General features: G+C 44.1%; 29 protein-coding genes and 1 pseudogene. 23 read left to right on the top strand and 7 right to left on the bottom strand.

Annotation, left to right across the window (positions count from 1 at the left end; all coding sequences use genetic code 11):
* Positions 1-77 precede the first annotated feature (77 nt).
* The gene (locus MHB46_RS03915) at positions 78-647 is read right to left on the bottom strand and encodes a TraR/DksA C4-type zinc finger protein (RefSeq protein WP_061830314.1); all 570 of its coding nucleotides are present in this window, start codon (positions 645-647) and stop codon (positions 78-80) included.
* Positions 648-791: 144 nt separating this feature from the next.
* Here MHB46_RS03915 and MHB46_RS03910 point away from each other — a divergent pair, with 144 nt between their 5' ends.
* The 7 genes from MHB46_RS03910 (at position 792) to MHB46_RS03880 (ending at position 4,870) form a co-directional block, all read left to right on the top strand.
* On the top strand, positions 792-1,169 hold the full coding sequence (locus MHB46_RS03910; RefSeq protein ID WP_023988297.1) for a DivIVA domain-containing protein: 378 nt from the start codon (positions 792-794) through the stop codon (positions 1,167-1,169).
* Positions 1,170-1,266: 97 nt separating this feature from the next.
* Positions 1,267-1,701, top strand: coding sequence for an Rrf2 family transcriptional regulator (locus tag MHB46_RS03905; RefSeq protein WP_013310015.1), 435 nt, complete (start codon positions 1,267-1,269; stop codon positions 1,699-1,701).
* Positions 1,702-1,725: 24 nt separating this feature from the next.
* Complete coding sequence (locus MHB46_RS03900) at positions 1,726-2,226, top strand: metallophosphoesterase family protein (protein WP_165175558.1); 501 nt, start codon at positions 1,726-1,728, stop codon at positions 2,224-2,226.
* Between the two features lie 35 nt (positions 2,227-2,261).
* Positions 2,262-2,588 carry a (2Fe-2S) ferredoxin domain-containing protein gene (locus MHB46_RS03895; protein ID WP_061830316.1) on the top strand — a complete coding sequence of 109 codons (327 nt, stop codon included), beginning with the start codon at positions 2,262-2,264 and terminating at the stop codon, positions 2,586-2,588.
* A 130-nt stretch (positions 2,589-2,718) separates the two neighbouring features.
* On the top strand, positions 2,719-2,997 hold the full coding sequence (locus MHB46_RS03890; RefSeq protein ID WP_165175556.1) for a hypothetical protein: 279 nt from the start codon (positions 2,719-2,721) through the stop codon (positions 2,995-2,997).
* 106 nt (positions 2,998-3,103) lie between these two features.
* A complete protein-coding gene (locus MHB46_RS03885; RefSeq protein ID WP_025722870.1) occupies positions 3,104-3,706 on the top strand; it encodes a nitroreductase family protein in 603 nt (200 codons plus the stop codon).
* A 240-nt stretch (positions 3,707-3,946) separates the two neighbouring features.
* Positions 3,947-4,870: an NAD(P)/FAD-dependent oxidoreductase gene (locus MHB46_RS03880; protein WP_341163682.1), complete on the top strand. Its 924-nt coding sequence runs from the start codon at positions 3,947-3,949 to the stop codon at positions 4,868-4,870.
* Between the two features lie 10 nt (positions 4,871-4,880).
* Here the strand turns inward: MHB46_RS03880 and MHB46_RS03875 are convergent, their stop codons facing one another.
* Together MHB46_RS03875 and MHB46_RS03870 are read right to left on the bottom strand one after the other, a co-directional pair.
* On the bottom strand, positions 4,881-5,210 hold the full coding sequence (locus MHB46_RS03875) for a hypothetical protein (RefSeq protein WP_165175555.1): 330 nt from the start codon (positions 5,208-5,210) through the stop codon (positions 4,881-4,883).
* A 134-nt stretch (positions 5,211-5,344) separates the two neighbouring features.
* Positions 5,345-5,665 carry a winged helix-turn-helix transcriptional regulator gene (locus MHB46_RS03870; RefSeq protein ID WP_007430161.1) on the bottom strand — a complete coding sequence of 107 codons (321 nt, stop codon included), beginning with the start codon at positions 5,663-5,665 and terminating at the stop codon, positions 5,345-5,347.
* 290 nt (positions 5,666-5,955) lie between these two features.
* On the opposite strand from MHB46_RS03870, the gene zwf reads away from it, so the two are divergent.
* The 9 genes from zwf (at position 5,956) to MHB46_RS03825 (ending at position 14,048) form a co-directional block, all read left to right on the top strand.
* The gene (gene zwf, locus MHB46_RS03865) at positions 5,956-7,458 is read left to right on the top strand and encodes a glucose-6-phosphate dehydrogenase (protein ID WP_069291758.1); all 1,503 of its coding nucleotides are present in this window, start codon (positions 5,956-5,958) and stop codon (positions 7,456-7,458) included.
* Between the two features lie 54 nt (positions 7,459-7,512).
* Entirely contained in the window at positions 7,513-8,406 is an 894-nt protein-coding gene (gnd, locus tag MHB46_RS03860; RefSeq protein ID WP_341161670.1) for a phosphogluconate dehydrogenase (NAD(+)-dependent, decarboxylating), read from the top strand.
* A 156-nt stretch (positions 8,407-8,562) separates the two neighbouring features.
* The gene (locus MHB46_RS03855; protein WP_341161669.1) at positions 8,563-9,237 is read left to right on the top strand and encodes an SOS response-associated peptidase; all 675 of its coding nucleotides are present in this window, start codon (positions 8,563-8,565) and stop codon (positions 9,235-9,237) included.
* A gap of 20 nt (positions 9,238-9,257) precedes the next feature.
* Positions 9,258-9,383 carry a hypothetical protein gene (locus MHB46_RS03850; protein WP_268819851.1) on the top strand — a complete coding sequence of 42 codons (126 nt, stop codon included), beginning with the start codon at positions 9,258-9,260 and terminating at the stop codon, positions 9,381-9,383.
* Between the two features lie 233 nt (positions 9,384-9,616).
* The gene (locus tag MHB46_RS03845; protein ID WP_341161668.1) at positions 9,617-10,825 is read left to right on the top strand and encodes an MFS transporter; all 1,209 of its coding nucleotides are present in this window, start codon (positions 9,617-9,619) and stop codon (positions 10,823-10,825) included.
* A 55-nt stretch (positions 10,826-10,880) separates the two neighbouring features.
* Positions 10,881-11,327 (top strand): OsmC family protein, encoded by a 447-nt coding sequence (locus MHB46_RS03840; protein WP_311082862.1) that lies wholly within the window; start codon positions 10,881-10,883, stop codon positions 11,325-11,327.
* A gap of 69 nt (positions 11,328-11,396) precedes the next feature.
* Complete coding sequence (locus tag MHB46_RS03835; protein ID WP_341161667.1) at positions 11,397-12,482, top strand: lactonase family protein; 1,086 nt, start codon at positions 11,397-11,399, stop codon at positions 12,480-12,482.
* Positions 12,483-13,209: 727 nt separating this feature from the next.
* Positions 13,210-13,365 (top strand): hypothetical protein, encoded by a 156-nt coding sequence (locus tag MHB46_RS03830; protein WP_341161666.1) that lies wholly within the window; start codon positions 13,210-13,212, stop codon positions 13,363-13,365.
* A 173-nt stretch (positions 13,366-13,538) separates the two neighbouring features.
* A complete protein-coding gene (locus MHB46_RS03825) occupies positions 13,539-14,048 on the top strand; it encodes a hypothetical protein (protein WP_061830325.1) in 510 nt (169 codons plus the stop codon).
* Positions 14,049-14,191: 143 nt separating this feature from the next.
* On the opposite strand, the gene MHB46_RS03820 is transcribed toward MHB46_RS03825, so the two are convergent.
* The gene (locus tag MHB46_RS03820; RefSeq protein WP_043882169.1) at positions 14,192-14,818 is read right to left on the bottom strand and encodes an FMN-dependent NADH-azoreductase; all 627 of its coding nucleotides are present in this window, start codon (positions 14,816-14,818) and stop codon (positions 14,192-14,194) included.
* Positions 14,819-15,058: 240 nt separating this feature from the next.
* Here MHB46_RS03820 and murI point away from each other — a divergent pair, with 240 nt between their 5' ends.
* The 3 genes from murI to MHB46_RS03805 all read left to right on the top strand — a co-directional run bounded on the left by murI (position 15,059) and on the right by MHB46_RS03805 (position 16,665).
* Complete coding sequence (murI, locus tag MHB46_RS03815; RefSeq protein WP_341163681.1) at positions 15,059-15,913, top strand: glutamate racemase; 855 nt, start codon at positions 15,059-15,061, stop codon at positions 15,911-15,913.
* A gap of 91 nt (positions 15,914-16,004) precedes the next feature.
* On the top strand, positions 16,005-16,370 hold the full coding sequence (locus MHB46_RS03810) for a hypothetical protein (protein WP_341161665.1): 366 nt from the start codon (positions 16,005-16,007) through the stop codon (positions 16,368-16,370).
* A 4-nt stretch (positions 16,371-16,374) separates the two neighbouring features.
* Entirely contained in the window at positions 16,375-16,665 is a 291-nt protein-coding gene (locus MHB46_RS03805) for a hypothetical protein (RefSeq protein ID WP_341161664.1), read from the top strand.
* 92 nt (positions 16,666-16,757) lie between these two features.
* Here MHB46_RS03805 and MHB46_RS03800 read toward each other — a convergent pair whose 3' ends face one another.
* From MHB46_RS03800 to MHB46_RS03790, 3 genes are all read right to left on the bottom strand, one after another.
* Positions 16,758-17,912 (bottom strand): MFS transporter, encoded by a 1,155-nt coding sequence (locus tag MHB46_RS03800; protein WP_341161663.1) that lies wholly within the window; start codon positions 17,910-17,912, stop codon positions 16,758-16,760.
* Positions 17,913-18,062: 150 nt separating this feature from the next.
* Positions 18,063-18,458 (bottom strand): MerR family transcriptional regulator, encoded by a 396-nt coding sequence (locus MHB46_RS03795; RefSeq protein WP_341161662.1) that lies wholly within the window; start codon positions 18,456-18,458, stop codon positions 18,063-18,065.
* A 314-nt stretch (positions 18,459-18,772) separates the two neighbouring features.
* The gene (locus MHB46_RS03790; RefSeq protein WP_341161661.1) at positions 18,773-19,786 is read right to left on the bottom strand and encodes a LacI family DNA-binding transcriptional regulator; all 1,014 of its coding nucleotides are present in this window, start codon (positions 19,784-19,786) and stop codon (positions 18,773-18,775) included.
* Positions 19,787-20,104: 318 nt separating this feature from the next.
* On the opposite strand from MHB46_RS03790, the gene MHB46_RS03785 reads away from it, so the two are divergent.
* From MHB46_RS03785 to MHB46_RS03770, 4 genes and pseudogenes are all read left to right on the top strand, one after another.
* A complete protein-coding gene (locus MHB46_RS03785; RefSeq protein ID WP_341161660.1) occupies positions 20,105-21,493 on the top strand; it encodes an MFS transporter in 1,389 nt (462 codons plus the stop codon).
* A 640-nt stretch (positions 21,494-22,133) separates the two neighbouring features.
* Positions 22,134-22,286: pseudogene (locus MHB46_RS03780) on the top strand (metallothiol transferase FosB); the annotation flags it as partial.
* Positions 22,287-22,345: 59 nt separating this feature from the next.
* On the top strand, positions 22,346-23,740 hold the full coding sequence (locus tag MHB46_RS03775; protein WP_341161659.1) for an MATE family efflux transporter: 1,395 nt from the start codon (positions 22,346-22,348) through the stop codon (positions 23,738-23,740).
* A gap of 215 nt (positions 23,741-23,955) precedes the next feature.
* The gene (locus tag MHB46_RS03770) at positions 23,956-24,936 is read left to right on the top strand and encodes a S8 family peptidase (protein WP_165175535.1); all 981 of its coding nucleotides are present in this window, start codon (positions 23,956-23,958) and stop codon (positions 24,934-24,936) included.
* The last annotated feature ends 43 nt before the right edge of the window (positions 24,937-24,979 follow it).

Genomic DNA, 24,979 nt, shown 5'->3' with positions numbered 1-24,979 from the left:
CCCGTAAGGCATAAAAAAGCAGCCTGTCCAAAGGACAAGCTGCTTTTTTAGATGAACGAATACATAAGCGTATAGCATTACATATTTTCATCATAATCGGTGACATCACGCTTGGCGGCAGTTGCAGGCGAGTTCGATGTACCGTATTTTTCTACGGCATCCCATGCGCCCGCATCGTCAAATCGTCCTGCATTTCGTTGGCGAACCTCACCTGCACCCTTGGGTGGCGGAGTCATGACCTGTTCCTCTACCGGGCGGTCATTCGATAATTCTCGAGTTGGCGTGTGCTCGACGGTATAGGCTGTATATGGAATGGCTTGCAACCGTTCAAAAGGAATTTCTTCCCCGCTCTCCACACATATCCCGTACGTCCCATCCTTCATCCGTTGAAGGGCTGCATTGACCTGCTCCAGCTCGTCTTGCAGCGAATCATTAATCGCCAGATCACGGGACCGTTCAAAGGTTTCTGTCCCTATATCAGCGGGGTGGTTGTCATAGGACGAGAGCTCACCTGTAGAATCTGTCAGTGTTTCTCCCAATGGAGCGTTTTCCTGACCGTTTTGTTCAAAATGCTTTTCTAAATCCTTTTTCTGCTCCAACAACATATGTTTCAGCTCTGCAAGCTGCGAATCGTTCAAGTGGTTCATGATCATCTCTCCCCTTCGTGGTCTGGATAAGTTACACGTATGCTCTGTTATACCCGTTCATAGGGCTGGGCAATCAGCAGAGACTTTTATTCCCAGCCTAGAATGTGATATAAAAAGAATAGTGTGTTAAGGAGGGAATAACCGATGGATGAACATATGAAGCGTCGTCTGGATAAGCAAAAGCAGTTGTTTAAGCAACTGGGCATTCAGCTGGACGCGCTCTCCATTCATGAGAAACAGTTTAAGAATAAAATGCGCGGCTATGATCCGGACGAGGTGGATGCCTTTCTGGATGAAGTGATCAAGGATTACGAACGCTTTTATGCGAATATAGCCGACCTGATGGACAAGTGGCAGGAGCAGCAGGCAACCATACGTGATTTGAAAAATGCACCCAAGCCTGCCGCCGACCTTAATGGACTTGACCGTCGTCAACTGGAGGATATCGTTAAGCAGTTGGAATATAGTGTACGCCAATTAAAAGTGCGAGTACGTCCTGAAAATGACTATTTTCCGGAGTAAGGTGCAGTAAGCACTGTGTTGGTGCCTCTATTGTGGTATGATGGAAACATGCATTTTACCAAACATTTAATGAGGCACACACATAAAGGTGGTTAACATGAGTACCCATTTTTCCGTTAGTATCCATTGTCTGCTTCTTCTGGCTGAAGGGGCACCGGAGCGAATGACATCGTCACTTATTGCTTCCAGCATCAATACAAACCCGGTAGTTGTGAGAAGGATTATGAGCCGACTCAAGCAAGCGGGTTTGGTGGATTCGTCGCCTGGAGCACGCGGCTTTCGTCTAAGCATGTCCAGTTCAAACATCAATCTGAAAATGATCTATGAGGCGACCAAGGATGAAGGTCCGTTGTTCGCCATCCATACCGATAGCAATCATAATTGTGAGGTAGGCAGGAACATAGACGCATTGTTGGATGGTTTATATACCGTGGCAGAGCAGAAAATACAGGCGTTTTTCGAGACCGTTACGCTGCGAGATCTGGAGCAGGCACTTCAGCAGCGCGTGGGGCAACAAAGTTCATCTGTGTAAAGACGCTGGTAAGGAGAAATTGATATGAAAATCATCGTACTTTCAGACACTCATATGCCGCATAGAAGCAAAACGTTGCCTAGTCGGCTTGTACAGGAGTTAAAAGGCAGTGACCTCATTCTCCATGCCGGAGACTGGACGGATTGGTTCGTATATGAACGTCTAGCTGAGTTTGCGCCTGTGCAAGGCATTGCCGGAAACAATGATGGAATGGACATCGTGGAGCGTTTAGGCTATCAGCGAATCGTTGAAGTTGAAGGCAAGCGGATCGGTATGGTTCACGGTCACGGCTGGCGAGGAACGACAGAAAATATCGCATTGAATACGTTTAAGGGAGAAACGCTGGATTGCCTGATTTATGGACATTCGCATATTCCGGTGGTCAAAACGATTGACGGTCAGCTTGTCCTTAATCCGGGGTCTCCGACGGACAAACGTGGCGAAGACGAATATTCATTTATCGTGCTGACGATTGAAGCTGATCAGATGGAAGCACAGCTTGTTCTTTATCCAGATAAACATTGATTTAAAACCAACAACTGTTGATTAAAGGGGAAGCTATGGCTATTTTTGAATTGGAACCAATGAAGCATCATGTGTTGATCTGCAATGGAGGCACATGTATGCGACATGAGGGTGAAGAAGTTACACAGGCAATTAGGGATGAAATTCGTAAACAAAATGCAGAAGCATATATTCACACGACCAGAACTCGCTGTAATGGGCGTTGTCATGATGCTGCGGTTGTGATCGTATATCCTCAAGGGGACTGGTATGGTCAAATGACCCCTGACTCGGGGACTCAACTGGTGCAGAAGCTCGTAACGGGAGAGAAGCTGGAACCTCATCTTTTTCATGAGTGTACAGGTCAATCCAGTTCGGAATAATTCAATCAACCATCTATAAGTACATGAGTAGAGAAAATCTTTGCAGAGATTTTCTCTTTTTTGCGTTTAATCCCCGATGTGAAAGGTAAAAGTATACTGTGGACACCAATCCGATAGGGAGGGAAGTAAAATGGCCCCATTTGAAGATAACCTGCACGATCAGAATCAGCAGAAAGGACAGACGGGGAAAGGAATAACGGAGTCTAAACATCAGAAACAGTCGATCAATCGAGATCATGCAGAGCAGTATCCGACAGAGCAGGAAAGCTTGTTCGACCGTTTTGAGATCGAGCAGACGGTAGACGCCATTCCTGTAGAGGATTTGAAGATGGAAAGACAGGAGGAGAGAGACAAGGATGCAACCAAGCACACCTCTTCCAGTGAGAAAAAATATAATGGTGGCGTATAATTATCAACTAACTGGTAATATTTAAAAAGAAATCTCTTGACTTTAAGATATATGTAATGTATATTAAGTTACGAAAAGTAATTAATTTTTCTCAGGAGGTAACAAAATGGCTAAAGACTTCTTCACAGCTCTGAAAGACAGACGCTCCTATTATGGTATTAGCAAAGAACAGGTCATTTCTGACCAACGGATTCAAGAGATTGTAGAGGAAGCTGTTAAGTACACACCTACCTCTTTCAACTCCCAAACTTCACGTGCTGTAGTGTTGCTCGGAGAGCATCATGATAAACTGTGGAATATTACAGAAGATATTTTACGTGAGGTTGTAGGCAATGAGGAGCAATTCAAGTCTACTGCCGAGAAAATGAACGGTTTCCGCAGCGGATACGGAACAGTCTTGTTCTTTGAAGACAATAACGTGGTGGCTGGTCTGCAACAACAATTTGAAGCCTATGCGGACAATTTCCCAATCTGGTCCAACCAATCTAATGGTATGCTGCAATTGGTGGTATGGACGGCTCTGGAGCAAGAAGGACTGGGGGCATCCCTTCAGCATTACAACCCATTGATTGATGAAAAAGTGAAAAACGAATGGAACATTCCTGAGCATTGGAAACTGATTGCTGAAATGCCATTTGGTAAACCGACATTCCAACCAGGTGAAAAAGAATTCCAGCCTGTTGAAGAACGCGTAAAAACATTTAAATAATTATAATTTTCACGATAAAATGACGATTCAGGCTCGGCCTGGTAAAGCACTGTGGGTATCCACAGTGCTTTTTGTCATTCCATTTTTAAGGCATATAGGCTTTGATATGGACGGACACAGGGGTTAATTCATCCGTTAGTGGGTGATATTATGTTTAAAATTGGATGAGAAGTTTACATTGGTGTTATTGCGGTTTTATGCAGATGTCTAGGATAACGCGCATTCAAAGGAGGAAAAATGATGAACTATGATTGCATTATTGTTGGTGGGGGAATTGCCGGATTGCAAGCAGCGATTCAATTGGGGAGATACAGCAGTCATCGAGTTCTAGTGATAGATTCGGGCTATGGTCGATCTACGCTGTGCCACCAGTATCATAATATTTTGGGCTTTCCTGACGGAATTTCTGGTGAAGAGCTGCGACGGCTTGGACGTAATGAAGCCACAAAACTAGGTACTGAGTTTATTGTAGGGAAGGCGGTAAAAGCCGCCAAAAGAGATGAGCTTTTTGACATTCAAGTAGAGGCAGAAACCGTGTATTCATCTAAGACGCTGTTGTTAGCTACAGGGCTAACGGACCGTTTTCCAAAGCTGGATGGTTTACAAGCCTGCTTGGGCAACAGTGTATATGTGTGCCCGGATTGTGACGGTTATGAGGTTCAGGATCGCAGCACGGTCGTCATGGGAGCAGGCAAAGCAGGAGCTTCCATGGCACTGATTTTATCAGCGCGCACCGATCAACTTGTTTATGTCAATCATGAGCGTTCAGAGGTGCCGGACGAGCTGATTGTGAAGCTGCGGGAAAAAGGGATTGGCTATAAGGAAGAAGCCATTTCTGAGATTATAACCGGAGCACCGGGCTGTTTTGAAGGAGTGCGGCTGGCTGATGGACAAGTGGTTCGAGCAGAGCGGGGCTTTTTAGCTTTTGGCAGCAATCATGTTCATTCAGAGCTGGCAGAGCAACTGGGTGTACATCTGCTGCACAATAAGCATATTGAAACTCATCCTCGCAGCAAAATGACAAATGTGGAAAATGTATGGGTAGCCGGGGACTTAGGAGCTCATGCCGAGCAAGCGACTGTGGCGATGGGAGAAGGGGCTATGTCAGCGATTTGGATACACAAGGTATTAACTGGTATGAAAACAAAAGTACCGCAGCTCTGAGAGCTGCGGTTTAGAACGATGGGCGTGTACTCGTTGGGAGTTGAAGTTCAAAGCGTTTAAATTGATCGCTAATGCCATACTTACGTAAAATTTCCGCTTGTTTGTTACCGATGAGATCAAAATGCGGATAGGGCTGACGCTGATGAATATATTGGGGGTCTAATCCGTTTTGGTTGCACCATAAGCGCAGCTTGTCCAAATCAGAACATCCTACCTTGGTGACAGTTGTAATGCCTGGAAAGCGATCATCCAGCCAGTAATGTGTCAGAAAAGCAATTTCACCACGACTGACCTTTCTTTTCCAGGCCATAAGTTCCTGGCGGGTAATGCCAAATGCCATCGTTCTCATCCTTCCTTGGCCCATTCTGAAATTATGAGCTGCTGAGCGGTTGTCCCATTATTTTCGTACGTATTATGATCCACATGGGGTAACACAATAACAGGAGACCATGTGTGGCGACCTCCTGTTAGCAGTTAAAGCCATCTCTCGGCCCAGCTCTCCACACCATTCAATGCATCACCTAGCTCTTTACCCTTGCGTGTCAGCGAATACTCAGTACGCACAGGCCGCTCAGTGATGACATTGCGAAGGATCAGGCCGGAAAGCTCTAGTTCCTTGATGCGTTCGTTCAGCATGCGTTTGCTAAGATCAGGTATGGAGACGTGAATTTCACTAAATCGTTTGGGATGTTCCATCAAAGTATGAATGATGAGAGCGGTCCATTTTTTGCTGATGATCTGAAAGGACTGTTCCACCTTACCGCACAAAAGCTTAGGCTGCCTGTCGTCGCTCATCTGAATCCCCTCAATTTCATTGTTGTTTTAAACAGTATACTAAAAGTAACTCTGTATACCAATAGTAACTATAACGCTTTGTATCAACTGTGACATATTTAACAGTTTTTTCTCTTTCCTTTCGTCAATCATACCACAGAAAACGTTATCATTACAGGATATATCGAATGTTCACGATTTCGCTAAAATTTGATTGACTTGCCCCTTATTTTGGGTGTATTATGGGTTACGTTAATTCCTCAGGTAACTTTTAATAACCTCATCTTTATAATGGGAAGAAGGAATAATTCATGGATTCAATGACATTTGTCTTATTTGGAGCGACAGGGGATTTGGCAAAACGCAAAATTTACCCTGCCTTGTATAATTTGTTTGTAGAAGGTAAAATTCCGGCTTCCTTTTCTGTAATTGGGATGGGGCGTCGTGAAGTGGCGGACGAGCAATTTCAAAGTAATGTAGAGCAATCCATTAAGGATTTTTCCAGACACGTGAATGAAGACCGTGCACAGATGGATCAGTTCTTAAGTGCTTTCCGTTACAGCGCATTGAACGTCAACCACCCGGAAGATTATAAAAAGCTGCTACAGCTTGCTGAGCAACGTGAAAATGACTTGGGAATTCCGGGGAACCGCATGTTTTACTTATCGGTGGCACCGGAATTTTTTGATGTGATTGCCCTCAATATTCGCGAGAGTGGTCTAGCTGAAACAAAGGGTTGGAAACGGCTCATTATTGAAAAACCATTTGGACATGATCTGGAATCCGCACGTGAGCTGAATGATCGCCTAAGCAGAACCTTTGCTGAGGATGAGATTTATCGTATTGACCATTACTTAGGTAAGCCCATGGTGCAAAACCTGGAAGCCTTAAAATTTGCTAATCCATTGCTCCAAGGAATATGGAACAATCAATACATCGCCAATGTGCAAATTACCGCTTCCGAGACTGTAGGGGTGGAGGAGCGAGCGGGATACTATGATCATTCCGGCGCTATTCGTGATATGGTACAAAATCACATGCTGCAGGTGTTGATGATGACGGCTATGAACAAGCCGGGACATGTCACGGCTGACCAGGTGCGTGACGAAAAAAGCAAGGTGATGGACGCGCTTCGTGCGCTTGATCCTTCCGACATTGCTTCCAACGTGGTTAGAGGCCAATATACCAACGGTGAGATCAACGGAAAAGCAGTTCCTTCCTATAAAGAAGAGCCGGATATCGGACCTGATTCGCAAAATGATACTTTCATTTCAGCTCGCCTATGGATTGACAACGAACAATGGTCTGGTGTGCCGTTCTATATTCGTACCGGCAAACGTATGAAAGAAAAATCTACTCGTATCGTCGTGGAATTCAAAAAGGACAGCACAGATCCTTATGCCGCTCAAGGGCAACCGACTGACCCGAACTTGCTGATCATCCATGTTAACCCGGATGAAAAGGTAACGCTGCGTCTGAATAGCAGAGACCCGCTAAACGCTGGTCAACTGGAAACGGTTCTGATGAATTATCATTCCGAGGCCAAGGATGTACCAGAAGCCTATGAGCGCCTCATCTTTGATGCGTTGCGCGGCGATTCCACCTTTTTTGCTCATTGGAACGAAGTTGAGCTTTCATGGGTGTGGGTTCAACCTGTACTGGAAGCTTTTGCTCGTGGTGAGGTTCCACTTCACACGTATGCAGCAGGCTCTTACGGTCCAGAAGCTTCAGATCAATTGTTAGAGGAGCAAGGCTTTACATGGTGGTTGGACGAAAAGTCCGAAAGCTCTGAGAAAGCAGTCGTTCGTTCTTAACACTTATAAGAAAGTATATACAAAATATGTTTGCTACGGCAGGAGGCCTTTACTATGCAAGTAGGATTAATTGGTTTGGGAAAAATGGGCTTGAATCTCGGAAAAAATTTGATCGATCATAAGCATGAACTTGTCGCTTACGACGTCAATGCGGCCGCAATTCAAGAAATGAAGGATTATGGAGCTAAAGGTGCTTCTACATTGGAAGAGCTTGTACAGACAACTCAATCCCCTAGAGTATTATGGATTATGGTTCCTCACCAAATTGTTGATTCTGTGCTGGATCAGCTTCAACCGATGTTGTCCAAAGGGGACATCATTATTGAAGGTGGTAATTCTCATTACAAAGAGTCTATTGCTCGTCATGCCCGTCTTCAAGAATATGGTATCAGCTTCATGGATGCTGGAACTTCAGGCGGGATGGAAGGCGCACGTAATGGCGCTTGTTACATGATCGGTGGCGATCCGGAAGCTTGGTCGGTTGTTGAGCCTATTTTCCGCGACACAGCAGTGGAAAATGGATATTTGTATGCAGGTAAATCTGGAAGCGGACATTTTCTGAAAATGGTTCATAACGGTGTGGAATACGGCATGATGGCTTCCATCGGTGAAGGATTTGAAGTGCTAGAAAAAAGCAGCTTTGACTTTGATTATGAACAAGTAGCGCGCGTGTGGAACAACGGTTCTGTTATTCGCTCTTGGCTGATGGGTTTGACTGAACGTGCATTTTCCAAAGATGCAAACCTGGACGAAATTCGTGGGGTTATGCACTCTTCTGGTGAAGGAAAATGGACGGTTGAGGAAGCATTGGACATTCAGGCTGCAACTCCAGTCATTGCTTTGTCCCTGCTGATGCGCTATCGTTCTCTTGATGCGGACACGTTTAACGGGAAAGTGGTTGCTGCGTTGCGCAATGAATTTGGCGGTCACGCGGTAGAAAAGAAGTAATAACAATATAAGTTAGTATCTATCCCCGTAGCTTCACAACTGCGGGGATATTGCTATATGTTTTGTTGTTTATTGGATTTTTGCAAAAGCTGCATATGCATATTTTTCCTTGTATATCCGCACAATAGGTGAAAAAGGCGGAAGGATGAATAGCAAATGTGCAAGAGGTTTTCGTTATCGGCTGATTTGGATGAGGTAAGGGATCACTTTGGTATACAACGGGTGATGTATTATTACAAAACACGCTATAACATGAGTCCCACTCAGCATGTTCCAATTGTGCTGTATCAGGATGGAGAACGGGTACTTGATGAATTTCGCTGGGGATTTATTCCCTACTGGGGCAAGGATTGTGTCAATGCAGACTTGAATACGGTTCGGGTAAATCCGACTTATCGCAAGATGGTGGAAACCCGGCGCTGTATCATTCCATGCAATGGATTTTATTACTGGCGAAAATTGGGTAAACGCATGTGTGCTGTACGGGTGGTACTGCCGGAACAGAAGATGTTTGCGGTCGCGGGGCTATATGAAGTATGGCAGGATAGTCGTAAGGAGCCTTTACGCACCTGTACGATGATGACAGTTCAGGCCAATACGGATATACGTGAATTCGATACCCGTATGCCAGCTATTTTGGAAGCTGATCATATAGATTCATGGCTAGATCCGTCTGTCCAGAACATAGATGAGCTGTTGCCTCTACTGCGCACATATGAGAAAGGGGACATGAGTACCTATCCAGTGACCCCGCTGGTGGCCAATGATGAACATGATAACCGTGAATGTATTCAGGAAATGGATTTGCAGTGGTCCTGGATTAAACCTTAAACATATGGAGATTTTCATCCATGATTGATCATAAGCTTCCCGCCGCCTGCATAGGTATGTATTGGGGAACAAGCGTCATGATCCGGGGAGAGGGGAAACGGCCGAAGGAGTATCTCATATGGGATGGAGGCGATTGGAATGAGTAACGATACACTCATCCAGCTGCTGGTGCTCATGGTGACGATCATCGGTCTGGTCCAAAACCGGTAAGTGGCAGGTTCCAGAAGGCGGGAGAATTGCCGTAGGCAATCTTCCGTTTTTTTTGTGTTAAAAAGCTCGCAGATTAAGGAAGCTTACGGTACAATAGATGCTAGGCTACAGGTGACAAGACACCTGAATATACGTCTACATACGATATATTTTTAAGGGAGAGCAAATCATGAGTGAATTAACTTCATTACCACCAGCCCAAAAAAGAAAATTGCTGTTTAGCGCAGGGCTCAGCTGGTTGTTTGATGCTATGGATGTGGGGCTGCTTTCATTTATAGTCGCAGCGTTGGCAAAGGAGTGGCATCTGGGATCTGAGCAAATTGGACTGCTAACTGCAATGAATTCGATAGGAATGGTGTTCGGAGCCGCTTTGGCGGGGATTTTGGCGGATCGTTACGGCAGACGTGCCATATTAGTGTGGACATTGTTGATCTTTTCTATTGCCAGTGGATTATCCGCTTTGGCGACAGGTCTCGGAATGCTGCTGGTACTGCGTTTTATTGCTGGTGCAGGCTTGGGTGGGGAATTGCCTGTTGCTTCGACGCTGGTGTCAGAATCAGTACCTGTGAAAGAACGAGGAAGAGCGGTTGTCCTGCTGGAAAGCTTTTGGGCGGCAGGCTGGATCCTTTCGGCTCTTATTGCTTATTTTGTTATTCCAAAGTATGGTTGGCAAATGGCGTTTATTCTCGGCGCAGTACCTGCGCTGTACGCTCTTTATCTGCGCAGAGCTATTGATGATTCACCGCGTTATAAGCAGCAAAGCGTCAAACTTCCGCTGCGTGCACGATTGGCTTCGATTTGGTCGGGACCCCATCGCAAGTCTACGCTGATGCTGTGGATTTTATGGTTCACAGTTGTATTTTCATACTACGGCATGTTCCTGTGGCTACCGAGCATGATGTTTATGAAAGGTTTCGAACTGGTTAAAAGCTTTGAGTATGTGCTGATCATGACGCTTGCGCAACTACCGGGTTACTTTACCGCCGCTTATCTAATTGAAAAGCTGGGCCGCAAATTCGTACTGATCATCTACTTGCTGCTCACAGCAGTGTCCGCTATTTGGTTTGGCACCTCGGAAACGGCGGGAATGCTGTTGGCTGCTGGTATCTGCTTGTCCTTTTTTAATCTTGGTGCATGGGGAGCCATGTACGCCTATACTCCAGAATTGTACCCGACAGCTGTACGTTCAACTGGTGTGGGTATGGCGGCTGCGTTTGGCCGTATTGGAGGCGTTATCGGGCCTTTTGCGGTCGGTATACTCGTAGGACAGGGCGTAGCGCTACCATCTATCTTTGTGATTTTCTTCGTAGCTATCTTGATCGGAGCTGCGGCTGTATGGTTGCTGGGTACGGAAACCAAAAATCAGGAGATTGACTAACCTTTACATTCACCTGTGTAAAGATTCATAATATAAGAGAGAGGAGTGACCTGAAATGGAGCATACCTTTCTGCTCAAGGCAGACTGGAACGGGGGGCGCAACAGCGACGGCCATATTGAGGCTGGACAGTTGCGGACAGCAATTTCGATCCCGGCTGAGATGGGAGGCCCTGGTGTGGGCACCAATCCAGATGAAATGCTGCTCGGTGCCGCTGCTACCTGCTATTTGATTACGTTGGCGGCGATGATGGAGCGCGCGAGTCTCCCGGTGGCATCACTGGCGCTGGAATCCGAAGGGATTGTCGATGTAACGAACAATATTTTTACATATCGCCGAATTGTGCATCGTCCGCAGGTTCAATTGGCTGCCGATGCGACAGAATCGCAGATCGAACAAGCATTGCGACTGGCAGAGCAGGCAGAAACCTCATGCATGATCTCGCGTGCCGTTGCGGGAAATGTGGCGTTGTCCACAGAGCCCGTGGTGGAGCGCGCCTCTTAAAGCGATATTTGTAACAGGAGCAATCATTCCAATTGCCCATCATTTTTTTAATCCAAGGAGGACACAACCATGACAGCACAACAAAAATTGCTCGTATTTGCAGGCTCTTACGCCGAATTGGAAGGTAACGGAGTTTATTCGTACACTTTTAATGAACAGACAGGAGCACTTACACTACAGGATGAGTTCTCCGGCTTGAAAAATCCTACATTCCTGAATGTGGACGTCAAAAATCGGAAGCTGTATTCCATTGGAGAGACGACTTCTGCTGCAGGAGCGAAAGTAGGCGAAGCCTCTGCTTTCGAAATTGACCCAGTTAAAGGAACATTTACATTGCTGAATCGTGCGGAAAACGTGGGTGCAACAACTTGCCACATTCAGCGTGATCCATCTGATCGTTACCTTATTGTAGTCAGCTACCACGGTGGCATGGTGGGACTCGTGTCCCTGACTGAGGACGGACGTATCGGTGAGTTGCTGGATGTTAAACAGCATGAGGGCAAAGGAGCGCATCCTGAACGTCAGGATCGTCCACATCCACATTCCAGTTTCTTTAGTCCGGACGGCCGCTTCCTGTTCGTACAAGATCTCGGTCTGGATCTGATCCGCGTTTACACTATTGATGACAGCAAAGGACAACTGGTGTTTCATGGTGAAACGAAAACCCATGCAGGTGCAGGTCCACGTCATTTGACGTTCCACCCGAATGGTAAATTTGCTTTTGTCATTAACGAAGTGGATTCTTCCATTACTTCTTTTGCATATGATGCAGAGGCTGGCAAGCTCACTGAGCTTGAGAGCGTACCGACATTGCCGTCTGACTTTACAGGTGAAAACACAACTGCTGAAATTGCGATTTCGGGGGATGGAGCTTATCTGTACGGTTCCAACCGTGGGCATGACAGCATTGTGGTATACGCTGTAGACGAAGCAACTGGCAAGCTGAGCCTAGTCGAGCATGTATCTGCTGAAGGAGAGCATCCACGCCATTTTGCTTTGACTCCAAATGGTGACCATATGCTCGTGGCCAACCGCGACACCAACAACATCGTTACGTTCAAAGTGGACAAGGCAAGTGGACGCTTGACCTACACCGGGCAACAAGTAACCGTATCCAAGCCAGTATGCGTACAGCCTTTTTACTTTTCTGTGTAAAAGGAGCGTTACATTTATATCATGCGGAGTGGTTAAGTGATAGTGATGCGAATAATGGTCGCTACGAGGACGGTGTATTCTTCCGAACGCTCCGCTTCTTGAGAACGATTCCGTCCTCTCCGCTGCTTTAGTGCTTTTGGCGACCATTTTTTTATGCAGAAACAATAAACGAATACGTTATATGTTGATGGTACTGATAGATTAACCAAGCATATAAAATTTTTTAGTAAAAACGGCTCGTAGAATAACCTACAGCCGTTTTTATTTTAGGACTTAGTCATTTCTAAAGAAGTCACTACCTACAAAAATAATATAAAATTTTATGGTTACAAATAAATACGAATAATCTTGGTAGCAAAAGGGTACATATGTTATAAGCGGGATAAGAACCCCTCAAGCACTCCGATAATGCAAATCTAGGACAAGCATTGTGAGTTCCATATAAGGGTTAGAGGCTTTAAATAAAAGTATTATATTTGGCCTAAGTATCATCTTAGCCCATTATTTTTATAGTGACGATATTATGAAAAATGAGAATGGTAGAGATAAGCTGAGTAACGAAGCGGGCAGATGGACTTCGGAGAAGCGATAGCGTTCGCCTTTGGAACCTGATTTTAACCATTTAAAATATAAATTCAAAAAATCAGGTTCCAACAGCGATTGGAGAAACCATCTGTTGCGTAGTGGGCCTCACAGACCGATAAGAGTATATAAAGGAGAGATTCACATGAAAATTATCATTACACAACAGGAAGCTGTCGACAAAGGAATATGGACAGAGATCATGGGGATGTTTGCTGTAAACAAAGAGGACGAAGTATGGCAAAATGAAGAGTTTATTCTCACCGAAGAACAGGCACGTCAGGTCGGGTTATTAAGATAGCAAAGATAAATAGGACTTATTATCAAGTTTTAGGACCAAGTCTTAAAAAATCGTAACTTCTTTTTTATGTATCTGATACACTTTTTAACCGTGCAACGTTTATGATAAGTACACAAGGGTAATGAAGCTTACAGACACCGTGTACATACCCAAACGGCAAGGAGAGATCAGACATGATGAAACTAGCTTCGAAATGGACCGTATTGGCTTTAATGATGATGCTGATTACGACGGCTGGGGCAACAGCGCAAGGCTACACGCCTGTAGCAGCTGCTGAAAATCAGGAGACCGTATATATAAACCAAATGGAGATTCGTGACGGACAGATTTATTTGTCGGCAGACCCGATTGAATGGTATGAAGGCGCGGCAGCTGACAAAGCATTATTGGAGCATGAAGGAAATACAGGATTGGATGGAGCTCCAGATGGCTACTACATCGTAAACAATTCCGTGCAAAATGACGTGTATCAGGTTGCACCAGATGCTTCGGTAGAGGTGCAGATTTATGATCACACGGGTAATATAGAAGATACAGACGTGCAATGGAATGAATCGATTCCTCTGGCACAGTTTGAGAAAGATTTTGCTAAAAAGGACGTTCTGGACCTCAGTCAATTTCCATACCATGTTACGCTTCGTGAGGGTAAAGTTGTAAAAATCGTGCAGCAATTCATTCCTTAAAATAGAAGTAATCTCATTTCACAAACACGTGCTTTCACTTGATTATAGATCAGGGGAGCACGTGTTTTTTATACTTTATAACAAAAAAGAGGATATCCAGCCCATATAGGGCGCGGATATCCTCTTCTCTTCATAATATATGATTAGAACGATTTTGCTGTGTCCACTGCACGTTGTACGGCAGAAGCAACGATTTCTTGTGCTTGATCTGGAGCTTGGTTATGTCCTTCCAGAACAACTTTCACGATGTCCTTTACTCCGAAGAAGGATAAGATGTTGTTCATGTAGTTCAAAGACATTTCAGCTGCAGCAGCTGGTCCTTCGGAATAAACGCCGCCTCTTGCATTCAACAGGGCTACTTTAGTTTCAGTTACGAGACCAACTGGACCTTCAGCAGTGTATTTGAATGTTTTACCAGCTTGGTTCAGGTAATCAATGTACGTATGCAGTACAGCTGGAATCGTCATGTTCCAGAGCGGGAAAGCAAATACGACTTTGTCTGCTGCCAGAAATTGATCCAGGTAGCCATTAGCGATGTTTGCCAGGCGAGCTTCTTCTGCGTTCAGCTCCATGCCTCTAGCGGATTTGAACGTGCCGTTGATCATGTTAGCGTTCAAATAAGGAAGCTCGACGGAGAACAGGTCCAGCTCAGTGATTTCATCAGTTGGGTGGGAAGACTTGTAGCTTTCTACGAAGGCGTTATACAATTTAACTGTTGCAGATTCTTCAGCTGTACGATCATTAGCTTTGACAAATAATACTTTAGACATGATTTATTTCCCCCTAAGTAAGTTGAATAAGTAAGTTAAGTTAGTAAGTTACCACGTAATATTACAATATAAAGATAATATCTGTCAACACTTTTATATTAAATTTACTTTGAAAAGCTACTTTATTTTTTACACTATAAATTTTACGTGTTTCTTTTGCAAAATATCAGTTTTGCGGTAAAATTTAAATGTAAAGTTTAATGAAGAGAATGGTTTGAGTAGGGGAATAAGAAAATGAACATGGTGCCTGCAAGATATGGCACAATAGTTGAACGAAAAAAGGTGAGTAGCTTGAAGATAGGTTTTTTTGATTCAGGATTGGGTGGAATTACAGTATTGTCCGAGGCACTAAGACGTTTGCCAAACGAAAATTTTGTATACATGGCGGATACGCTTCATGTGCCTTACGGGACGAAAACTCCCCAAGAGGTGCTTGGTTATGTCAAGGCTTCAGTAGAAACGATCCTTAAAGAAGATGTTAAGGCATTGGTCATTGCCTGCAATACGGCTACAAGTATCGCGGTTGCGGAGCTAAGGAAGGAATATCCTATTCCGATTATTGGTATGGAGCCAGCTGTGAAGCCAGCGGTCGAGATGAACCGAGCCAATGGTAAAAGAGTTCTGGTGTTAGCCACACCATTGACGTTGAAACAATCCTGTTATGCAGCGCTGGTATCCAGGGTTGACGATCATGGGAGCGTGGACTCACTACCTCTGCCGGAGCTAGTACATTATTGCGAACAGTTGAATTTTGACCGGGCAGAAATGTTCGAATATTTTAACCGTGAGCTGTCTTCGTTCAATCTCGACATATATGGCACGGTGGTATTGGGATGTACTCATTATCCTTTTTATAAGGAAATTCTAAGGGAACTACTACCTTCTCATATTCAGTTAATTGACGGGAGCCAGGGAACAGTTAGGCGGTTGAAACAGGTGTTGTCTGAGCGTAATTTGCTGGAACCTTCGCCAAAATCCGGTCCATCGCAGGAGGGACACATTACATTTCTATGTTCTAGTCAGGATGAGGCCTATGTGCATAAGATGGAGCGGGCGCTTGAAATCTATGCGGAGCATGAAAAGATTTATTTTTAAAAGAAGAGTGGCTGGCGAACGTGTGGGAGCTAAATGAAATATCCAAGTCGCCAGCCGCATTGTGGATCAGATGCATGGAGGGAGGCGTGAGATGGATGTTCAACTGATCCTGAATGAGCTTCACGAAACGGACGTGCTTGAAAGCCGTATGCGAAATCTCAAACCACTGACCGGCGGAACTTCGAGCAAAGTGGTAGTTGTCATGGACGGAACTAAGCCGCGATACGTGATTAAGCAAAATAATCCCGCTGTCGTAGAAGCCGAGGCAGAATTCTTACATACCTATGTACAGATTGAGAAACTATCGCGTTTGGTTTATGTAGATCCGTTGCACCGTTATTTGGTATACACGTTCAGGTCAGGGTTCACACAGTATCAAGGAAGAAACAAAAGCGATTTGTTGCTTCGTCTGGCAACGGAGGTGATCTCGCACTATAAGCCTCTGTGGGGTACATAATTTTGTGTTTACCGAAAACGGCACATTGACGGGTATTATTGACCCTGATCCAGTGATAGGAGAACCTCTGTATGATCTGATATACGCCTTTTGTTCTTCACCGGATAGGCTGACCGTCGATATTATTTTGCCTGCCATAGAGAAGCTTGAGCCGGAGATGACAGGGGAATACGAGCTGAACAGGGAAGTGTTAATGGGATTATATTTTCGTATAGCCACCTGCATTCGTCATCATCCGGAAGATCTCGATCAATATACAGAAGCGTGGACCTATTGGCTGAACAGGGTTCGCTGAAAGGAAGAGGGAATATGAGCATACAAGGATGAGATCATATTTGCTTTTTGATATCAAATTTGGAGAAATCGATACATTTTTATCAAAAAGTACTAGAGAATATCAAAAAACTTGATTTTCAACCCAATGCAGATAGATGCAAGCAACAGAAATAATACTCCACTCCAGGTAATCAGGTGTGTTCCCATCTGTGATAGAAACCATCCGCCTAGGGTGGTGCCAATCGTGACACCTAAATTTGCAAAGGAGACAAACAAGCTATTAGCAAATTCAGGTGCTTCTGAGGCCTCCGAAGTTAACCAAGTTTGACTTACAATCAGACCTCCGGTAAAAACAGCCCCCCATATAATTATTATTATAATCATGGGAATGTAGTAACTCCCGATATAATATATCAGAAAATAGATGGACCCAAGCACAAGGGGATAAAAAATAATTGTTTTTACCATGTTTCTGCTTAAATATTTAGCGGTTTGCATATTGCCAATGATACCGCTCGCGCCAAAAAGAATTAACATGATACTTACTATTTTACCGCTCATACCTGTCACTACTTCGAGATATTCAGCAAAATAGGAATAGACAGAGTATAAGGACGCTAAGATAAAACAAGCGGCTGCGACGTTAAGCCATAGTTGTGGTTTTGCCAAAACATTCAATTGTTTGCCAAAGGTCAACTTTCCCTCAACCGGTAGAGATGGAATAAAAAATAAAATTCCAAGTAGTGCAATTGCATTGATGACTGAAGAAAAAAGAAATGCAGCTTCAAGTGAAAACTGATCCCCAATAAAAGATGTGACCGGAACGCCTAATACCATCCCTATAGTTAACCCGTTAAAAACTTTAGCCACCGCTATGGCACTTTGTTCTTTTGAAACAGAGCTTGCAGCTGCTGCAAATGCTACAGAGAAATAAACTGGATGAAGAAAAGCGGGTAAAAGTCGAAACATCATCAAGGCATTATAACTCGGAGCAAAGGCGGAAAAAAGATTAGAAATTGTAAAAACAACAAGTACGCCAGCCAAAATTTTTTTTCGATTTATTCCAGAAAATAAAAGAGTCATGAACGGACCGGAAATTGCAATGATCAAAGCAAACATGCTTACGAGCATACCTGCCTGAGATGCACTTATTTGGAAATTGGTGGTGACTTTCGGCAAAATGCCCACTATGCCAAATTCTGTATTTGTAATGCCAAATACGCCGAGAGCAATAGCATATGTGGGAAATGACTTATTCAAGCGCAAGTGAGATCATCCTTTCATTATATAATATGAACTAATCGCATTTGTTTAGTTGGTATTTAGATAGAAACTCTTAAACACCAAATGAAAAACAGCAAAGAACTCATTCCATTTGATGTATTGTGAGTTTTTAATAGAGAAAATCTGTTCTACTTACTCGGAAAATTCTTGCTTTAATTGGTAATTGTTTTCCATCTCCTTATACGTCACGATTTTATCAGCGAGTAAATCAAGATTATTCTGGAGTTCCATTATTTTCTTTTGAACTTCTTTATAGTGTTCTTCGAGAAGAATCCTCCTTGCAGTTAGAGTTGAATCACCTTGCCTCCGAAGTTCGGCGATTACTAGCATTTTGGTAATCGACATTCCAGTGGCTTTAAGACGAGTTAGAAACTTAATCCAAGTAACGTCCGCTGAAGAATAACAACGATACCCATTTTCATTGCGATCAATGTAACATAGAAGACCTATATTCTCATAATAGCGAAGGGTGTGGACACTAAGACCTGTAACAGTTGCGACTTGTCGAATGGTTAATAACTTTTCCATGAAACAAAGTATATACCTTTGAGTAAACTCTAGTGCAAGTCTTTTTTGTTATATTGATATCTGTAATAGTTGTAGTAGGTCATGTACGACTTGATTTCTCGTTTAACTTCGTCCAGGGGTACATGTTTTTGCCCTTTGAGGCCCACCTACATGATAGCCAACTTTAAACCGAGTCTGGTTTCTGCGTATCGCCAATCATGCCTCTTTTGGAAAAAAATTCGCAAGAGAACGCTTCCATTATTCGGCGTCGGAGCTGTCAAAGTCCATCCCAGCCGGTGAAGCACTTCCAGCAACCGCGTAGGAACATGCAAAGATTAGGATAGCCCATGTTTTGCACTGCTGTCCCGAATTTCTAACTGATGCGATATGGACCAGTGGACAGCCGCCAATTCCTGTCCTCTAATAAGCTTAATGAGATTGCGGGCGGCGACCATGCCCAGTTCGGATGCTGAATATCGGACAGTTGACAATTTAGGCCGGATTATTGTAGCCATATCAATGTCGTCAAATCCCAAGAAGGAGACCTGTTCAGGTATTTTCACCCCATTCTCGGTCAGAAAGTTCATAGCGCCTATGGCAATTCGGTCCGTCGCGCAGAACACCGCACTAGGCAATGGGCCTGAATGATACAGTTTTCTCATCGAGGTTACGCCATCTTCAACTGAAAAGCCGCTTTCCAACACACGTTCAGGACGTACTGGCAGGTGAGCGGCCTTCAATGCCTGTTCATAGCCCAAAAAACGCTGACTGCCCACTGAAATATCCCCCGCTGCTCCCCGCAGCATCGCGATATCCTGATGTCCCTGCTGAATTAGATAAGTTACCGCTTCAAAAGCAGCCGTTATGTTGTCAACATGTACGGAAGGAATGGATTGGTCTCGAAAATCCCGTCCGACAAGGATGCAGGGAATTCCCGCCGCTTCAATGAGCGCGAATAGCGCATCCCGGATTCCGCTTACCGATATGATAATTCCGCTCGCCTGCATTTCACGGAACATATTGTAATAGTGTATTTCAGAGTCCGCGTCCCCCCCTGACAAGGCGATTATGACATCGAAGCCGTATAGATGCGCTACTTGATTGATGCCTTCAACCATGTCATCAAAGACGTTGTTTTTAATCTCGGGCAGAAGTACTCCAATCAGAGATGTATTATTCTTTACCAGTGTCCGTGCTATGGCATTTGGGCGGAATTGAGTGGCTTCAAGGACATCTAGAACTCGTTTGCGTATTTCACTGTTCACCGTCTGGCTATTATTGATCACTCTGGAAACCGTTGAAATGGAGACGTTGGCCATTCGAGCCACATCTTTTATAGTCATTTTCATTGTACACACCGACTTTCAAGCAAGTATTTATTTAGAAAAAGGTTCTCAAAGTGAATTGAATTTATTATATCAGTTTATTGAATTGTTTATTGAGTTTAACAAAGATTCCAGAGCAAAGAAAGCGCTTGACCTTGGTTTGTAGGGAGAGTATAATCAACTCCGGAAAACGTTTTCTAGTATTTTTTGGTCATAATTGATTGTTTTTACCAAATAACTAGCTGAATTCAAGGTATTTCAGCTTGTTTTTATGATTATAAAGAAAACGTTTTCCTAATGGCTTGGGATTGTAGAGAATAACAAGGGAAAAGGAGCATGAGCATGAGAAGTTCAAGCGATATTGTTGTAATGGGAAATGAGGCTTCAATGCAAACCGGTTCAAATATTACGCTGAAAGAAAAGATGGGTTATGGATTCGGTGATTTTGCCAGCCAGTTGCTGTTTGCCGCCGCAATGACTTTTCTGTCCTACTTTTACACAGATGTAATCGGGATCAGCGCCGGGGTCATTGGTACTTTAATGCTAGTTGCGCGTGTACTGGATGCGTTTATTGATGTCGCGATTGGGGCTTTGATCGATAAAACGAAGAGCAGACACGGGAAGGCCCGTCCTTGGTTACTGTGGATGTCCGGGCCATTTGCGTTGTCTGGAATTCTCTTGTTCACGGTTCCAAGTGGAAATATGACGATCACTATTCTATACATTTACGTTACCTATCTGCTGATGAACATTATCTATTCCAGCATTAATGTCCCTTATGGTGTGCTTAATTCCATGATAACGCAGGATTCTTACCAGCGCTCTCTGCTTAATATTTTTCGTATGTCTCTGGCGAATATTGGTGCCTTGCTAATTAATTTTTTCACCCTTCCGTTAGTGAAGTCGTTCGGCGGCGGTCAAAAGGGGTGGATTTTCACCTTTATTCTGTTTGGTTTGCTCGGAACCTTCTTATTTCTCGTTACCTTCTTCAGTACCAAGGAAAGGGTTACTCCATCTGTTGTACAGAAGCCAATTCCGTTTGGACGTGCTTTTGGAGCGCTGATGCGTAATAAGTATTGGAAATTGATTCTTGGGTTTGCTGTGGTCTATTTCATAAATAACTCACTGGGCACAGGTATGAATATTTACTACGCACGTTATGTGTTAAAAGACGCCAATCTGATTGGGGTGCTCGGCATATCCTTACTCCTTCCTTCCCTGCTTGGTTATCTGTTATTGCCTCCCGTCGTCAAGCGGATCGGGAAACGAAATTCATCCATTATCGGAAGTATCCTCCTGATTGTGGGATCGCTTGTTATTGCCGTCAGTCCCGCAAGTCTTATGGCGGTCTGCCTGGGACTCGTTATTAAAGCCCTTGGACATGCCGCTATTCTCGGAACCTTCTTTGCTATGTTGTCAGATACCATTGAGTATGGCGAATGGAAGACAGGGATGCGCACCGAAGGACTGGTGTACAGTGCGGGTAGTTTCGGCACAAAAGCGGGAGGCGGTTTCGGAGCGGCACTCATCGGTTGGGGACTGGCATTGGGAGGATATGCTGGTGGACAAGCTACAATCAGTGCCACAGCGCTAGCGTCTATTCATTTCATGTTTATCTACGTTCCAATTATCTTGGCTGCCCTGCAAATTTTATTGCTGGCATTTTACAACCTAGATAAATTATTTCCGGGTATTGTCAAAGAGCTTGAATTCTTAAAAAACGCTAAATAAGGAGAGGAAAGCAAATGGAGAAGAAATGGTGGAAAGAAGCCGTATTCAAACCATTATCCACTAAAATTTCTCTAATTCTTTGCTTCCTTTATATTGATGATCATTTCCCCTACTAAAAACAAAACACTTTGCTTAAAAATTCGAGAGTGCTTTATCCCTTCTACTTCCTTTTGAGTTTCTATTCTTTGAATCTCATATTTATCAGAACTATAAGGTAGGTCAACTAAGGTTATGAAGCTCAATGATCTGAGAAGCCCCTACCTGTGGGCTTAGGAAACGTTAGCTGAATAAAAGAGCGGTAGTCTAGAATTTTAACTATAAAAACCGACGATGTTTTTTTCTTGACCAGTTCAAAAAAGGACTATAACATCAATCTTGATGATGTTATAGTCCTTTTTTGATAAGAAATTATTATTTTAACGAGGCATAGACTCTAGGGCGTGTCTTCAAAGTGTTTAAGTAGGAATATATTGGTTAAAACCATTAAATGAGTACACGATATGAAATTCAAGATCAACAATGGCGGCAGATTCAAGATCTTTTTCCACCTGAACGAAAACCACAAGGAGGACGTTCTGCAGTGGACAATCGAATCATGTTGAATACCACGCTTATCAAGCTGAGAACTTTCAATTTCACCATTTTGCCCGGACGAGAACGGAATGAACAGGACAAAAGGTCGGTCTATTTTACAGATCCAGACGGACATAAGTTTGAATTCCACACAGGACAATTGCAGGACCGCTTGGAATATTATAAAAAAGATAAAAAGCATATGACTTTTTATGATTGATTAATTGACGTGTAGGTATTAAGTAATAATTGGGTCGCATTTAGGAGGAATACGGAAGGATGTCACTTTCTCAGGAAAACGGTTCCAAGCAAGCACAAGTCGTTAAAACAATGACGGTTTTTGCAATCACTTGGCCGATCTTTATAGAGATGTTGTTTCACATTTTGATGGGTAGCGTGGATACGTTCATGCTAAGCCATGTTTCTGATGAGGTTGTATCGGCTGTGGGGGTGTCAAGACAGTTGATTGAATTTACGATTATACTGTTCAATCTGCTTGGTCTTGGTGTAGGTGTGATCATTGCTCAGCTATTGGGGGCGCAAAAGCATGTGGATGCAAGCCGTGTTACGGCTTCGGCACTAACCTTTAATCTGGTGTTTGGTCTGGCGCTGAGTTTGATGTTTATTGTGAGCCGGGATTTTTTGCTATCTTTTTACCATATTACCCCGACGATCAAGGAAAATGCAGAGATCTATATGATGCTGGCAGGGGGTTCGCTATTTCTGGAAGCGCTTATGCTAACCGCAGGTCCGGTTATTCGATCGCATGGTTTTACTAAAGATACGATGATCGTGGGCATTGGTATGAATATTTTACATATTGTAGGAAATGCATTGCTCATTTATGGCTGGTTTGGTCTGCCGCAAATGGGAGTGGCGGGAGCAGCGATTTCAACGGTTATTAGCCGTGCTGTAGCATGTGTCTGGATTTTTCTACTGCTGTACAAGCGTGTAAGTGTGCCGATTCGCATACGGTATTATGTACAGCTCCAATGGAGTAAGCTGGTAGCCATCCTGAAGATTGGTATTCCTGCTGGGCTGGAATGGTTGTCTTATCAACTTAGCCAAATGATGGTGACCCGGTTTGTCAGCTTTATGGGTACAACGGCGATTGCAACTCATTTTTATACGAATACGATTGTATACTTCTTTATGGTATTTGGAATGGCCGTAGGTGAGGGGACAGAGATTATTGTTGCCCGCCTGATTGGAGCAGGAGACAAGGAAAAGGCCTATCATCAACTTTTACGGAGCCTGAAATGGTCTTTGGTCATTACGATTGCTGTGATCGTGGTAGTATCCTTTTTCCGATATGAAGTGATGGCGATCTTTACAGATGAGCCGGCGATCATTCAATTAGGGGCAGCGATTTTGCTATTCTGTATATTGCTGGAGCCGGGCCGTGTGTTTAATCATGTTGTCATTAACTCCTTGCGAGCAGCGGGAGATGTTCAGTTCCCGTTAATGATGGCCATTATTTCAATGTGGGGGATTAAAATCCCGCTAGCATATGTGCTGGGCATTTATATGGGATATGGTGTGCTGGGTGTGTGGATTGCACATGCCTGCGATGAGTGGGTACGAGGCATTTTCCACTATTTACGCTGGAAGGGGCGGAAATGGCAGCATAAATCGCTGTTATCTAAGGCTGAACTTCAGGCGGAATCAGTCTAAGGCTGAAAGAGATTCTACAACAGACATTCTCCAAGCGAATTGGGGGATGTCTGTTTTTTTTTTTTACAAAAATAAGCAAAATGGGGATGTTCAAACTTTCCAAAAATTGCTAGAATATAGTAACCTCGAACGTAGTAGAGGTTTTCAAATTTTTCAAAGTTTCAAAGTTTCAAAGACGGATGGTTTCCGATTGAATCCATGAAGGAGGGAATAGGATGGAACGTAAAGTGCATATCATTCCTTACCAAGTGATCAAGCAGGAGCAACAAGTGAATGAAATACCGCGAGGGGTAGAGCTGATTCAGGCTCCTGCGGTATGGAACCAGACTCGAGGCCGAGGCGTGAAGGTGGCGGTGCTGGACACGGGCTGTGATTCGGACCATCCTGATTTGAAGGCGCGCATTATTGGCGGCCGGAATTTCACGGATGATGATCAAGGTAATCCGGAAATTTTCAAGGATTACAACGGTCATGGTACGCATGTGGCGGGAACTATTGCGGCAGCAGAAAATGCGGATGGTGTCGTGGGTGTTGCTCCAGAGGCAGACCTGCTCATCATCAAAGTGCTAAACAAGCAGGGCTCCGGTCAATATGACTGGATTATTCAAGGCATCTATTATGCGATTGAGCAAAAGGCAGATATCATATCGATGTCACTTGGCGGTCCCGAGGATGTGCCAGAGCTTCATGAAGCAGTAAAAAAGGCTGTAGCTAGCCAAATCTTAGTCATCTGTGCAGCTGGAAATGAGGGAGACGGTGACGACAGAACGGACGAGCTCGGCTACCCCGGCTGCTATAATGAAGTGATCAGCGTAGGTGCTATCAACTTTGATAGGCATGCCTCAGAATTCAGTAATTCAAATAATGAGGTGGATTTGGTTGCACCGGGAGAAGATATTTTGTCCACCGTTCCGGGCGGCAAATATGCGACCTTTAGCGGAACTTCGATGGCTACTCCGCACGTAGCAGGTGCATTGGCGTTGATTAAGCAGCTGGCGAATGCGAGCTTTGAGCGTGATCTTACAGAACCGGAATTATACGCACAACTCATCAAACGCACGATTCCACTCGGCAATTCTCCTAAGCTGGAGGGCAACGGTCTACTGTACTTGACGGCAGTGGAGGAGCTCACCCGCATTTTCGACGCACAACGTGTAGCTGGAATACTCACTACAGGATCATTGAAGGTTAAATAAACCGTAACTTCAGCTTCGGATATATAGCGGCTCTCCTAAAGGG

Origin of the sequence: Paenibacillus sp. FSL H7-0703, from assembly GCF_038003485.1 — a bacterium.
Classification (GTDB): Bacteria; Bacillota; Bacilli; order Paenibacillales; family Paenibacillaceae; genus Paenibacillus; species Paenibacillus polymyxa_B.
Note: the sequence above shows the minus strand (reverse complement) of the source record. Positions and strands in the feature narration are given on the sequence as shown.

What these genes read in the sequence shown, in the direction of transcription:
- MHB46_RS03915 (WP_061830314.1), bottom strand. Translation starts at nt 647, where the DNA reads ATGAACCACTTGAACGATTCGCAGCTTGCAGAGCTGAAACATATGTTG.
- MHB46_RS03910 (WP_023988297.1), top strand. Translation starts at nt 792, where the DNA reads ATGGATGAACATATGAAGCGTCGTCTGGATAAGCAAAAGCAGTTGTTT.
- MHB46_RS03905 (WP_013310015.1), top strand. Translation starts at nt 1,267, where the DNA reads ATGAGTACCCATTTTTCCGTTAGTATCCATTGTCTGCTTCTTCTGGCT.
- MHB46_RS03900 (WP_165175558.1), top strand. Translation starts at nt 1,726, where the DNA reads ATGAAAATCATCGTACTTTCAGACACTCATATGCCGCATAGAAGCAAA.
- MHB46_RS03895 (WP_061830316.1), top strand. Translation starts at nt 2,262, where the DNA reads ATGGCTATTTTTGAATTGGAACCAATGAAGCATCATGTGTTGATCTGC.
- MHB46_RS03890 (WP_165175556.1), top strand. Translation starts at nt 2,719, where the DNA reads ATGGCCCCATTTGAAGATAACCTGCACGATCAGAATCAGCAGAAAGGA.
- MHB46_RS03885 (WP_025722870.1), top strand. Translation starts at nt 3,104, where the DNA reads ATGGCTAAAGACTTCTTCACAGCTCTGAAAGACAGACGCTCCTATTAT.
- MHB46_RS03880 (WP_341163682.1), top strand. Translation starts at nt 3,947, where the DNA reads ATGAACTATGATTGCATTATTGTTGGTGGGGGAATTGCCGGATTGCAA.
- MHB46_RS03875 (WP_165175555.1), bottom strand. Translation starts at nt 5,210, where the DNA reads ATGGCATTTGGCATTACCCGCCAGGAACTTATGGCCTGGAAAAGAAAG.
- MHB46_RS03870 (WP_007430161.1), bottom strand. Translation starts at nt 5,665, where the DNA reads ATGAGCGACGACAGGCAGCCTAAGCTTTTGTGCGGTAAGGTGGAACAG.
- zwf (WP_069291758.1), top strand. Translation starts at nt 5,956, where the DNA reads ATGGATTCAATGACATTTGTCTTATTTGGAGCGACAGGGGATTTGGCA.
- gnd (WP_341161670.1), top strand. Translation starts at nt 7,513, where the DNA reads ATGCAAGTAGGATTAATTGGTTTGGGAAAAATGGGCTTGAATCTCGGA.
- MHB46_RS03855 (WP_341161669.1), top strand. Translation starts at nt 8,563, where the DNA reads ATGTGCAAGAGGTTTTCGTTATCGGCTGATTTGGATGAGGTAAGGGAT.
- MHB46_RS03850 (WP_268819851.1), top strand. Translation starts at nt 9,258, where the DNA reads ATGATTGATCATAAGCTTCCCGCCGCCTGCATAGGTATGTATTGGGGA.
- MHB46_RS03845 (WP_341161668.1), top strand. Translation starts at nt 9,617, where the DNA reads ATGAGTGAATTAACTTCATTACCACCAGCCCAAAAAAGAAAATTGCTG.
- MHB46_RS03840 (WP_311082862.1), top strand. Translation starts at nt 10,881, where the DNA reads ATGGAGCATACCTTTCTGCTCAAGGCAGACTGGAACGGGGGGCGCAAC.
- MHB46_RS03835 (WP_341161667.1), top strand. Translation starts at nt 11,397, where the DNA reads ATGACAGCACAACAAAAATTGCTCGTATTTGCAGGCTCTTACGCCGAA.
- MHB46_RS03830 (WP_341161666.1), top strand. Translation starts at nt 13,210, where the DNA reads ATGAAAATTATCATTACACAACAGGAAGCTGTCGACAAAGGAATATGG.
- MHB46_RS03825 (WP_061830325.1), top strand. Translation starts at nt 13,539, where the DNA reads ATGATGAAACTAGCTTCGAAATGGACCGTATTGGCTTTAATGATGATG.
- MHB46_RS03820 (WP_043882169.1), bottom strand. Translation starts at nt 14,818, where the DNA reads ATGTCTAAAGTATTATTTGTCAAAGCTAATGATCGTACAGCTGAAGAA.
- murI (WP_341163681.1), top strand. Translation starts at nt 15,059, where the DNA reads ATGGTGCCTGCAAGATATGGCACAATAGTTGAACGAAAAAAGGTGAGT.
- MHB46_RS03810 (WP_341161665.1), top strand. Translation starts at nt 16,005, where the DNA reads ATGGATGTTCAACTGATCCTGAATGAGCTTCACGAAACGGACGTGCTT.
- MHB46_RS03795 (WP_341161662.1), bottom strand. Translation starts at nt 18,458, where the DNA reads ATGGAAAAGTTATTAACCATTCGACAAGTCGCAACTGTTACAGGTCTT.
- MHB46_RS03790 (WP_341161661.1), bottom strand. Translation starts at nt 19,786, where the DNA reads ATGAAAATGACTATAAAAGATGTGGCTCGAATGGCCAACGTCTCCATT.
- MHB46_RS03785 (WP_341161660.1), top strand. Translation starts at nt 20,105, where the DNA reads ATGAGAAGTTCAAGCGATATTGTTGTAATGGGAAATGAGGCTTCAATG.
- MHB46_RS03775 (WP_341161659.1), top strand. Translation starts at nt 22,346, where the DNA reads ATGTCACTTTCTCAGGAAAACGGTTCCAAGCAAGCACAAGTCGTTAAA.
- MHB46_RS03770 (WP_165175535.1), top strand. Translation starts at nt 23,956, where the DNA reads ATGGAACGTAAAGTGCATATCATTCCTTACCAAGTGATCAAGCAGGAG.